The following is a 10,537-nucleotide window of genomic DNA, read 5'->3' on the forward strand; positions in this document are numbered from 1 at the left end:
GGTCCCACTGGCGCCGCCGCCGACAACACCAAGCCCGGCTATCGCACTACCGGCGCCGAGGCCACCCACTCACCTGAGTGACGTTGCAGTATTAGAGGCTCCCACTCCGCTGGCCTGGGCGTTTGACGGCCGTCCGCGTCGCATTGGCGAACGGGCGGATTTTCGGGTAGCCGATGGCACCCTGTTCGCGCGGATGGCGGGGTGGCCTCCCGTTCTCACAGGAGGCGGCTCATGAGGATCGTGTCCCAGCGTTCGCCGTTGCGGCACCGGTAATGCGCGCGAAGGGTTCCCTCGGTGTCGAAGCCGGCGCGGTGATAGAGCGCGATCGGCTGGACTGGCGGCCTTCACTGCCCAATCGAGGTCACCATGGAACCCGATCCGCGTGAGGTGTAGACGCGCGCGGCGCGCGTCGGTGGCAGATCATAGGGAATGCTGGCTCGTCGGGAATCCGTTCGCACAGACCAACAATGGCGGCTTAGGGTGTCCGAGGTGACCACCAACACTGTTCGCGTGCTGGTCGGCGGGGATGTCCGATGACGCACGAGAACCACCCCGAAGTGCTGGCGTTGCTGGGCTTGGAGCGGATGCTCACCGGAGATCACCTCCACGCCCGCAGCTACCTCGGCGACCTTGTGGAGCATGGTGCCGGCGCCTGCCGGGAGGGGGCCACGGTCCTCCACTACCAGGGGATGGTGATGCTCGACCCGCTCATGCGCGCGCACACGGAGCCAGTGTGGCCAGGCTTCCCGGCAATGACGGCCGCAGTCGTCAAGTTGATCGACACAGCTGTTCCTGGCTCCGCGCGCGCCGGAACACGGAGCGTCGCGGGGGCGGCGGTGCGGAGCATTTCTCGTGATTACGTGGTCCCGGCATGGTTTCCTCACGAGGGCCTCAGCGACGACGAGATCGAATATCACTTGTGGCTGCAGGCGGTCATCGCGGTCTGGGCCGCGACCTTGCCCGACGTCGACCCCGACGTGCCGGACACCCGCTTACACGGGGTGCTGTCCTATCTGCACCATAGCGCGCGCCTCGAGCCACGCTCACCGGTCGTGAAGCACTCGCACGAGCACCACCGCGCGGAAGCTGGGCTGACCGCCCTGTACGGTGCCGCACAGGGACAGATTCTGAGCCAGCCGCCGCTCGAACACGTCGCTGGGAACGAGTCGTATCTGAAATGGCAGCAACTGGTTCGCGCCGCTGCGGACGTGAACCTCATCCTCGGCGCGCAACATCAGGTGCGCCGATTACACGATGAATCATTGATCTTCGACGGGCTCCCGCTCGGATACCTGCGCCAACCTCCAGCACCTGGGCACCGGTCGTGATCGTCCTCGGCTCATGCCCCACGTGAGGTACTTGCACCTGGTGCGTTCGCGGGTTGTGCGTAACCAGCTGGTCACCACCCGATCAGCCGCTGTGAGTGTGTGTGATCATGGCCCGTCAGGTCGCCGACGGTAATCGGTTCTCGGACGGGGGATTCCGCGTTACGGTGAGGCGGCCGGAACAGCACTGGCGTGGGAGAGAGCGGGAATGTCGCAGACGCCAACGACGGTGACGGTGATCAGCTGGAATGTCGCTGAATATGTGAGACCAGGAAAGGCACAGGAACGGCAGTTGCTGGTCGAGCAGGCCATCCGGGATGAGCGGCCTGCGGTGACGTTATTGCAGGAGATTTATGCCCCGACCGTGGAGGAGGCGCGGTCGCGGGTGCGGTCGCTGGCGCAGGCGACAGGGCTCGCATGCGAGTTGCCCGATGGTCAGGTCGCGGTGGCCTTCGGCGGCCACGAGATGCACGCGGCGATTCTCTGGGATTCCGAACAGGTGAGTCCGGTCGCCGGGACCTGGCGTTTCTACGGTGCGGGGGAACTGTGGCACGCCATGGTCGTGGGCACGGTGAGCATCGGTGGGATCGAGATCTCGGTCGCCGCCTACCAGGCGCCCTCGCTCGGAAAGGGCAAGCGTGCGGAGGAGGCCGAGCGGGTCATGCTCGTGGCCACCAGTGGATTCACTCGGGATGCGCTGATGATCTGCGGTGATTTCAACAGCCTGTCCAACGCCCGCACACCGGAGGGCACCTACTATGACAACGACCCCTACGAGGGAAAGCCCCCATCGCCCGAGCACGTTTTCCAGGTGGACTGGACCGAAGCGGCCGATGGGGAGATTACCGACGTCCACGTCAACCGTCGGCCAGCGGAGATTCTGTCATACGGCGGGTTGCTGCACGATGCGGCAGCGGCTCTCGGTGGCGAGTGGCAGCCCACGATCGGGCACTGGTATCCGGATGGACCGCACAGTCTTCGGCGTATAGACCTGGCGTGGGTGACCACGCCGATGCTGCCCGCCATCCTGAGCTGTGAGCCAGTTTCCACGCCGATCACCCGACAGGGCTCGGACCACCTGCCGCTGAAGGTCGTCGTGGACCTGCCGATCCTGCGCCAGCGGCTGGCAGCACTGGCGGTCCAGAAAGCCGACCGCACGTAGGCACTCTCGAGCCGACGTGTCATCATCGAACGTATGTGCGAGGAATTTGTCATCGGTGACCGCATCGTGTGGTACGCCGATGCCGCGGGCCGAGACATCGCGCCGGACGATCCGGCCGCGCAGCGCCGAGACGGTGTCGTCACGGTCGTTCACCGCGACCCGGACGGTCGCGTGACCGCGTATTTCGTCGAGCGCGTCGGGCTGCTCGGCGCATACTCGGTGACCGTGCGGGCGTGCCATCGTCCGATGCGCGCGTGAGTGCTCCTAGGCTGCCCGGGAGGCCGCCAAGGCAGCGCGGCCACTGACCGGCGATCGCCTCATAGCGGAGGCCATGAAGGAGGCCGGGCGCAATGGCCACCGGACCGTCTCCGGCCGAACCGCAGGCCCGTCGGCAGATGACCGAGCAGGAGATCCAGGCCGCGGATGACGCCTACTTCGAACGGCTCAACCGCGGCTGGACTCGATAATCAGTCTTATTATGGCTAGGTGGCCACGTAGCCTTCAGCTCAGTTCCTTGCGAAGCTGCATGACGTTGTCTTCGAGCGCTTCTCGCAGCGGAACCGGATCACTGTCCAGGTGCCGGTCGGTATCATCGTCGAGGCGCGCGATGCCTTTTTCGAATTCGCGAATGGTGCGGTGGATAAGCGATTCGTGGACATAGACCGCCGCCTGGTCGCTGGTCCGTTCGAGCGAGATTCCCCAGTCTGAGATCAGGGCAGTGGTCTGGCGCACGTTGAAGGCCAGTTTGTTGGTACCGGTCGGCTCGTCGGTAACGATGAGCTGCGCGACAATGGCCAAGCCCGCCACTGTTCGACCGACCAGGCTCGTGGGCACGGTATGGGTTGCACCGAGTTCGAGCGGATTTTGACCAGGTGCTTCGTGGGCGAACGACGCAGCGAGCTTGTGAGCGATGTCGTGCACAACGTCGTCGGTGAGATAAGTACGAGCGGTCTTCTCTGTGACACCAAGTTGAGCAGCCACGGCCACCACTCGCCCGCGGATGGCCTCAGCGGCGTGGTCTCGCGACATACTCAGACCGTGCTTGTCCAGTTCGGCCAGGAGGAGGCCCACGCGGCCGTCCTGCCAAGTCCGTCGAGGGCTCATAGGCAAATCCTTACACATGTTTCAACCTCACGATCAACGATCTGAATACTGCCGAGCCGCTTACTCGTTAGGCCAGGACAGCGTGCCGCACCAGCCCGCACTACGAGCGCCTGCCAAGTTGTCATTGACCCGCTGTACGCTTCGATCAGGCAGCAGCAGGCATCTCACGCATCGAATACCTCGACGCCGTCGGGTCAGCCGAAGGCCGCTGGAAGCAGGGGACACCCGCGATCATCCGCCGCGGCGCCGCGTGCCGCCGATTCGATTCGGGATCCGGTGGGCGGCTACTACGGATCTGCTTGTGGCCGCAGCACGGCCACGTTCCCGAATCACCTGTGCGGGACTAGGTATCGGATGTGGAGCTTGTATGCGGTGATTATGTTGTTCACATCGAAACGGCCGCCCCCAGCACGAAGGAATAGTCGTGCGTTCGCGAGTGCATCGTCCTCGGCATCGTGGAGAAGCCACTTATTGGCAGGTCGTGTCGATGAGCGGTTGTTGTGCAAGGCGGTCAGTTCATCACGAGTGAGCAGACCTAGGGCGAGCACCATCGCTTGCAAGGAGCCGCCGCCGGGCACAAGCGATCTCGCCAGACTCAGCCCGTCGACGACAGGTATGGGGCGGATGGGCAGCTTTTCGAGCTTCAGGAGTTGCGTGAGATGCCTTATGTCGTAGCTGTATCCGTACGCTGCGGCAATCCGATCCCCGATGAACGCGTCGACACAATGCCACACCTCGACGAGCCGGGGTGTTGGATTGATGCTGGTTGCGGGCCAGCTGTAGTGCGGTGACCGAAACTTCACCAACCATGAGCTCTCGATCGCGTTACCGACGATCTCGGCTACCCCGATGTAACCGAAGGGGCTGGTTCGGCCGCCAGGTTCGATGTCGATCGACACCAAGGACGATGAGGGCCAGTGCGTGCTCATGTTGTCGATCATGCACTGCACCACCGACATTGACGGTTGCATCCAACGATGCTGAACGATTGTTGTCGGTGTGTACCGCCACCATGTGGAGCATGAACCTCGCGGGAGTTAACGAGTTGCGTGTAGCCGTAGGTGATCCGGAGGACGGGTCACCATACCGGAATGTGTGGCAATGGGGTTGCCGCTGTGGCATGTGCTACAGGTCGAACATCGAATGCATCGATGAGTTCGTCGGCAAGTTTCTCATCGTGGCGACCGGGTCCATCTGCGTGCATCGCGACCCTTCCGACCCATTGATGTGCGCGGATTGCTCTTTGGCTGCGTTGTGCTGTGTCGAGCGCGTCGACATGACCGGAGCCTTGCCGATGTCGATGCGGGAACAGGTCCAAACCTGGGTCGATTCGGTGCGCCTGTGGTCGCGCGCGCATCCCGTTGCGGCTGAGCTGTTCGATGAACTTGGGCCAGCACTGCTTGCGGTCGAGGATGCGTACGGCATCGACGCGGACGGCGAGAACTGGCAGGAGATTCGAGAGCAAATCATGATGGCGCTCACAGTGTTCGTCATGGCGCAAAGCAGCGGTCCAGGCGCGAGCGGGCTCGCGATTGCCCACTCTCTGATCGATGCCTATCTGAATGTCGTGGAAGACTATCGGCCTGACGGGACGATTCCGGTCGTGCCTCGTACCGACAATTCGACCCCGAAGCGTGTGTGGCCGTCGCGCGGCGAGTTGGACAAGGCGCGGCGCCACGGCTGGGACGAGCCTGAGCGAATCACAGTGGAGCGGCTGGTGCGGGAGTCCGCGATGAATGCCCAGAACGAAGCCGGTTTCGTGCGGAATTGCTTGGCTGCCGGGCTCGTACTGTCGGCCCGGAGATCCGCGGATGGCCTGGGCGTCTGCGGATACGGTGCATCGCGACCTACTGACTTCGGCCCGGGAATCGGCTTCGCGGGTTCCAGCCTTGCTCCGGACCTGTCGCTGCCGAAACTTCGTCAGAGTTGGTCCTGGCACCCGGAATCCGAGCGCAGCGCCATTGCCACTTGGGCAACACATGTCAACAGTGACCTGCTGACCGCGGCACCCTGAGCGCCTGTAGGCAAGCTGTGGTTTTTCCGGAGTGTGCTCGGGTGATGCGACCGGTGTATCGGTTCTTACAGCAGGCGGCCCATGACGATCGCGTCCCAGAGTTCGCCGTTGCGGCGCCGGTAATGCGCGCGCAGCGTTCCCTCGGTGTCGAAGCCGGCGCGGTGGTAGAGCGCGATCGCGGGGAGGTTGTGCGGCCACACCTGCAGGGTGAGTTTGTGGGCCTGGTGAGTCCTGCACCAATCCATGAGCTTATCGAGCAGGGCGGTGCCGATACCGTGGTGCCGGTGACCGGCAGCAACCATCATGGTGAGCTCGGCGACCCCGGCCGCAACGAAATAGACGGTCGCGGAGGCGACGACGCCGACGCGGGGGTGATCGCCGACGAACACCGCAGTGCCCGTTGCCGTCATAAGCCTCTCCAACCCGTCGGCAGCATCGGCTTCGTCCACCGGCGGCTCGGCACCGACCCACCGTTCCTCCGCGGCGACGTCGGCGTGAAGCCGGACCGCGGCAGGGATGTCCTCGAGACGGGCGGCGCGGATCACGACATCGGTGGTGTTCGTGGTGGAGACCGGTCGCGGCAGCAGGGTGGCAATGACGTTCTTGTCCAACAGGGTGTTCTCGATGCTTCGAAGGATCAGCTCGGTGCCGATGGGGGACAAGTGGATTCCGTCGGCGGCCCACGGACTCGGGGTGCTAGTGGTGCTGGTGTTCTGCTCGCGCAGTAGCGCGGCGGTGGCAGTGAACTTGCCCCAGTAGTCGACGAACACTGCTCCGGTGTCACGGGCGGCGGCTCGGGCAGCGAGGTTGCAGGCGAACAGGTCCCGATTGATCTGTTCGGCATCCGCCAGGATGGCCGGATGGACCGGAGGCGCGCACAAGCACAACACACGTCGCGACCGGGCCGCTAGGGTGTCCAGGATTGTCCGGTAGTTTCGGGTGAACTCTTCGATGTCGACGGCGTCGTGTTCGCGGCCGGGCTGGTATCGGCGCAGCACATCGTTGGTGCCGCACTCGATCAAGGCCAGATCTTGTTCGAGGTCCGCATGCTCGATGACCATGACGAGGTCGCGGCTGGTGGCCCCGCTGCGGCCGTGGTTGTGGATCCTCACGGCGACATCGGGGCGCAGCGCGGCCAACGCGACTTCGAGGCGGTGCACGAATCCGCCATGAGCGTGCCCGTCCACCGTCACCGTGGCGCCGATGTCGGGCAGGGTGAATCGCCCCGGGTTTCGTGCTCACTCTCTTTCTTGAGAGGATGGGCGCGCTATGCCATCGAAGTACGACGCTGCGATCAGGGCCAAGGCCATTCGGCTGGTCGTCGATCATCGGGACGATTATCCCAGTGAGTGGGCGGCAATCAAGGCCGTCTCGTCCCGGCTGGGCATGAACGCGGAGACGCTGCGGAACTGGCTTCGCCAGGCTGCGGTCGACCGCGGTGACGCCGACGGGGTCTCCACCGAGTCGGCCCGGATCATCCGCGAGCAGAAACGCAAGATCGCCGAGCTGGAGCAGACGATCGAAATCCTTTCTGCCGCAACATCTTTTTTCGCGCGGGACAAGCACCCGCGACACCGTTAGTGTGTGAGTTCATCGCCGAGTACAAGGCTCGATTCTCGATCGTGGCGATGTGCCGGGCACTGTCGGCGCACGGCATCGGCATCGCGCCGCGCACCTTCCATGCCTGGGCGAGCCGGGCGCCGTCGAAACGCAGTCTGTGGGACACCACGGTCACCGAGATCCTCGCCGGCTACTACGAGCCCGATGAGCACGGCAAACGCAAGCCCGAGTGCCTGTACGGGGCGGAGAAGATGTGGGCACACCTGCAGCGTGGGGGCTTCCCGGTGGCCCGCTGCACGATCGAGCGGCTGATGCGCGCCCATGGCTGGCGTGGGGTGACGCGGCGTAGAAAGCCACGCACCACCACAGCGGATCCGGCCGCGAGGCGACCGGAGGATCTGGTGAACCGGCAGTTCCGGGTGCCGGCACCGAATCTGCTGGTCGTCGCCGATTTCACCTACGTGCCGTTGGAGTCGGGGCGATTCGTGTACACCGCGTTCGTCATCGACGCCTTCGCGGGCCGGATCGTGGGCTGGGAGTGCTCGGCGAGCAAACAGACCACGTTCGTGGAATCGGCACTGCTGCAGGCCGCAGCAGCGCGGGCGCGTGAGGGTAACCCGTTGAACATCAACACAATTCATCATTCCGATGCTGGATCGCAGTACACCTCGATCCGGTTCGCAGAGACACTGATGCTGTCGGACGTGCGGCCGTCTGTCGGGTCGGTGGCCGATGCGTTCGATAATGCGTTGGCGGAGACCACGATTGGGCTTTACAAGACCGAAGCGATCCGAGATGATTCGCCATTCCGGACTGGGCCGCTGCGGCGGCTGGCCGATGTCGAGCACGTCACGGCCGCCTGGGTGACCTGGTACAACGAGTCCCGGCTGATGCACCGGCTCGGCCGCAAACCACCGGTCGAGTACGAGGCCGACTACTATGCAAACCTGCCCCAGCAAGAGGCTGCGGACAGATAACCGGGTGTGCACGAAACCCGGGGGGACTCATCGATCAATTTCCAACGACTTACCGGGGCGCGGTTCTTGGTCTTGGTCTCGTGAAGCCCATGACTATGGCCAACTCGCGTAGTGCTTTCCGAGTGTCCCGGACGCAGTTATCTGCGGTCTCGCCATGCCGGGTGGTGCGGGGCCAGCGTACGGGCGGCACGGGAGTTCGGGATCAGCCGCGAAACCGTGTACAGCTACCTCGCCGAAGCCGTCGACGCCCAGCATGTCGAGACAGCCCAGAGGAAGGAGTCCCAGTGAGGGGTCATCACAGGGCCGTCGGAAGGGCAGTGGAAGGATCGCCGCGATCGCGAATGCTGGAATGTGCACCCGGCGCCGCTGAATGTGGCCCTTCGCAGAGAGCGGGCTCCGGATCCGATGCGGGCTGGGCGATGCCGCACCGGGACTCGGGGATCCGGTGGCCCTGGGCGGCGCCGGGTGCGCTCGTCGCTGGGGTCGTAGCGTGTGCGGTATGGGTGCGGGAAACGAGTACGCCGCCGGCGGGTTCGCCGCGGCGACCGATCTGGGGCGCAGGCTGCGGGAGATCCGGCCTGGCGCGGACAGTCCCTCGAGGTGACCGCCGGGCTGGCCGGAATCGGCTACGGGTATCTGAGCAAGGGGTTCCCGTGGAACTCGCCGAATTTCGGGCGGATTTGAGGTCTTGCCGCGAATGACGGGGTGGCAGCCGTGGCTGCGGCTCCGCTGCTGCGTGTGCCATAGGCTGAGATCGAGTAGCGAAAATGCGACTTGACCAGCATATATGTCGCATCTTCCGCCGATACTACGGCGACCGAGCTGATCGGCGAGCGTGACCAGGTTGCTGAACCCACGGGTGTAAACGGCGGCGCGACACGCTTGGGGAGACAGCCCCTCAGCTGCACCGGCTATCTAGAGTCGTCTGCTATGACTTGGAATCGTAAGGGGCGTAACCGCATATCACTCGGCATCGCACGTGGTAACAGATCGAAGACCCCCATCGTGGTCACCTCCGCGGCCGTCCTGTCCGCAGCCCTTGGCCTTTTGGCCGGCACCGCGGGCCAGGCGCTGGCGGCCCCCGCCGCCGCACTCCCCACAACCGTGCGGCACCAGGCTGCCAAAGCCGAGCAGTGTCAAACCTGGCGGCGTAATTACGAGTCTTCGAACAACGCCAATCAATGGCTCAAGGACAACGTGTGCTGGAACGACGACTCGCAGACCGTACGCATAACGTCCACCGCTGGAGGTGACAACCAGCCGGATCCCAACGACACATGCACGCTCAGCACGTCACAAACGTCCTGCATAACCAGTACCTGGGTCAATTCAAGTTTCGTCGCAGACTTCAGCTCCAAACAGGTCACCGAAACCAGCCGAGCGTGCGACCACGACAACTGCGTGCCCGAACAGCACATCTACAACTTCCAGTAGCCGAGCCCAATCAACAGCTCACGACGAAAGGGGCAGCGGTCTCGAACTGCTGCCCCTTCATTCATCAGGTCGCCGCAGCATCGGCGGAAAATGCGACATACACACTGGTCAAGTCGCATTTTCGCTACTCGATCTCAGCCTATGGCACACGCAGCTGAGCCGCAGCCAGGGCTGCCACCCCGTCATTCGCGGCAAGACCTCAAATCGGCATGTGGGGTCCATCTGGTCGAAAAGTGGCGGTTAGCTGACATGGCAATTCGAACATGTTGCACAGCAACGACTTTCGCTCTGTTCGGTCCGTGGCTGCGAAAAGTGGCGCTAACAGGTTGTCGCGCATAGGTGCAGGCTATGTGCGGTAACCCAAGCGCCGACCTTGGGGCGGATGCTCCTCCCCGGGTGGGACGACTCCGGAAACTATCTGCGGTAGCTGCGCTACCGCCAGTCTTCGACCAGATGGACCCCATGGGCCTACACCGGCCGCAAACCCGCACTCACCGACGAGCAGGCGAACCAACTGCGCGAGCGCGCCGCGGCCGGCGAGCAGAAGTCGCTGCTGGCCAACGAGTTCGGCATCAGCCAGGAAACCGTCTACAGCTACCTGCGAGCCGAGACCGCCACAAGCTGAGCCCGGTGCCACGGTCTCCGTGCACACGACTTCGAGCCAGAAGCATCGTGGTGCAGGTGAATTCGCGCACGCTGATGTTCGAAGTCCCCTGCACGCCCACCGGAAACCAATGTGTTGTCCAGATAGAAGGGCCTCACCAACCGGTGGGGCACTTCTGCATTGAATGCTGGTCGCCGATCGGACGTCCTCCTCGCCTGGCGCTGCCGCCGGCAGGACCGGTGTCGCCAGGCGGGCGGGTCCGCTAATACTGCAACGTCACTCAGGTGAGTGGGTGGCCTCGGCGCCGGTAGTGCGATAGCCGGGCTTGGTGTTGTCGGCGGCGGCGCCAGTGGGACC

At 64.1% G+C, this 10,537-nt stretch carries 10 protein-coding genes; 7 read left to right on the plus strand and 3 right to left on the minus strand.

What is annotated here, in order from left to right:
* Window positions 1–533: 533 nt before the first annotated feature.
* From ABH933_RS45160 to ABH933_RS45170, 3 genes are all read left to right on the plus strand, one after another.
* Window positions 534–1,328, plus strand: coding sequence for a hypothetical protein (locus ABH933_RS45160; protein WP_429429372.1), 795 nt, complete (start codon window positions 534–536; stop codon window positions 1,326–1,328).
* A 205-nt stretch (window positions 1,329–1,533) separates the two neighbouring features.
* Window positions 1,534–2,487 (plus strand): endonuclease/exonuclease/phosphatase family protein, encoded by a 954-nt coding sequence (locus ABH933_RS45165; protein WP_429455336.1) that lies wholly within the window; start codon window positions 1,534–1,536, stop codon window positions 2,485–2,487.
* A 33-nt stretch (window positions 2,488–2,520) separates the two neighbouring features.
* Window positions 2,521–2,745, plus strand: coding sequence for a hypothetical protein (locus ABH933_RS45170; RefSeq protein ID WP_429429312.1), 225 nt, complete (start codon window positions 2,521–2,523; stop codon window positions 2,743–2,745).
* 243 nt (window positions 2,746–2,988) lie between these two features.
* On the opposite strand, the gene ABH933_RS45175 is transcribed toward ABH933_RS45170, so the two are convergent.
* Both ABH933_RS45175 and ABH933_RS45180 read right to left on the minus strand, forming a co-directional pair.
* Window positions 2,989–3,591 (minus strand): hypothetical protein, encoded by a 603-nt coding sequence (locus ABH933_RS45175; protein WP_429429310.1) that lies wholly within the window; start codon window positions 3,589–3,591, stop codon window positions 2,989–2,991.
* Between the two features lie 329 nt (window positions 3,592–3,920).
* Window positions 3,921–4,532: a 3'-5' exonuclease gene (locus tag ABH933_RS45180; RefSeq protein ID WP_429429308.1), complete on the minus strand. Its 612-nt coding sequence runs from the start codon at window positions 4,530–4,532 to the stop codon at window positions 3,921–3,923.
* A gap of 80 nt (window positions 4,533–4,612) precedes the next feature.
* On the opposite strand from ABH933_RS45180, the gene ABH933_RS45185 reads away from it, so the two are divergent.
* Entirely contained in the window at window positions 4,613–5,605 is a 993-nt protein-coding gene (locus tag ABH933_RS45185) for a hypothetical protein (protein WP_429429306.1), read from the plus strand.
* A gap of 65 nt (window positions 5,606–5,670) precedes the next feature.
* On the opposite strand, the gene ABH933_RS45190 is transcribed toward ABH933_RS45185, so the two are convergent.
* Window positions 5,671–6,798 (minus strand): GNAT family N-acetyltransferase, encoded by a 1,128-nt coding sequence (locus ABH933_RS45190; protein WP_429455338.1) that lies wholly within the window; start codon window positions 6,796–6,798, stop codon window positions 5,671–5,673.
* Window positions 6,799–6,874: 76 nt separating this feature from the next.
* Here ABH933_RS45190 and ABH933_RS45195 point away from each other — a divergent pair.
* The 3 genes from ABH933_RS45195 to ABH933_RS45205 all read left to right on the plus strand — a co-directional run bounded on the left by ABH933_RS45195 (window position 6,875) and on the right by ABH933_RS45205 (window position 10,201).
* Window positions 6,875–8,142, plus strand: a protein-coding gene (locus tag ABH933_RS45195; RefSeq protein WP_429429304.1) for an IS3 family transposase whose coding sequence is annotated in 2 segments (ribosomal slippage) — window positions 6,875–7,154 and window positions 7,154–8,142 — 1,269 coding nt in all. Because the reading frame shifts where the segments join, the coding sequence is not laid out codon by codon here.
* Window positions 8,143–9,072: 930 nt separating this feature from the next.
* Complete coding sequence (locus ABH933_RS45200; protein ID WP_429429302.1) at window positions 9,073–9,576, plus strand: hypothetical protein; 504 nt, start codon at window positions 9,073–9,075, stop codon at window positions 9,574–9,576.
* A gap of 427 nt (window positions 9,577–10,003) precedes the next feature.
* Window positions 10,004–10,201 (plus strand): helix-turn-helix domain-containing protein, encoded by a 198-nt coding sequence (locus tag ABH933_RS45205; RefSeq protein WP_429429314.1) that lies wholly within the window; start codon window positions 10,004–10,006, stop codon window positions 10,199–10,201.
* The last annotated feature ends 336 nt before the right edge of the window (window positions 10,202–10,537 follow it).

The sequence above is a fragment of the Nocardia sp. GP40 genome, from assembly GCF_050434125.1.
GTDB lineage: Bacteria > Actinomycetota > Actinomycetes > Mycobacteriales > Mycobacteriaceae > Nocardia > Nocardia albiluteola.

Bases quoted from the DNA above. Each gene is read 5' to 3' on its own strand.
- ABH933_RS45185 (WP_429429306.1), top strand. From the start codon at position 4,613: ATGAACCTCGCGGGAGTTAACGAGTTGCGTGTAGCCGTAGGTGATCCG.
- ABH933_RS45175 (WP_429429310.1), bottom strand. From the start codon at position 3,591: ATGAGCCCTCGACGGACTTGGCAGGACGGCCGCGTGGGCCTCCTCCTG.
- ABH933_RS45180 (WP_429429308.1), bottom strand. From the start codon at position 4,532: ATGATCGACAACATGAGCACGCACTGGCCCTCATCGTCCTTGGTGTCG.
- ABH933_RS45165 (WP_429455336.1), top strand. From the start codon at position 1,534: ATGTCGCAGACGCCAACGACGGTGACGGTGATCAGCTGGAATGTCGCT.
- ABH933_RS45160 (WP_429429372.1), top strand. From the start codon at position 534: ATGACGCACGAGAACCACCCCGAAGTGCTGGCGTTGCTGGGCTTGGAG.
- ABH933_RS45170 (WP_429429312.1), top strand. From the start codon at position 2,521: ATGTGCGAGGAATTTGTCATCGGTGACCGCATCGTGTGGTACGCCGAT.
- ABH933_RS45200 (WP_429429302.1), top strand. From the start codon at position 9,073: ATGACTTGGAATCGTAAGGGGCGTAACCGCATATCACTCGGCATCGCA.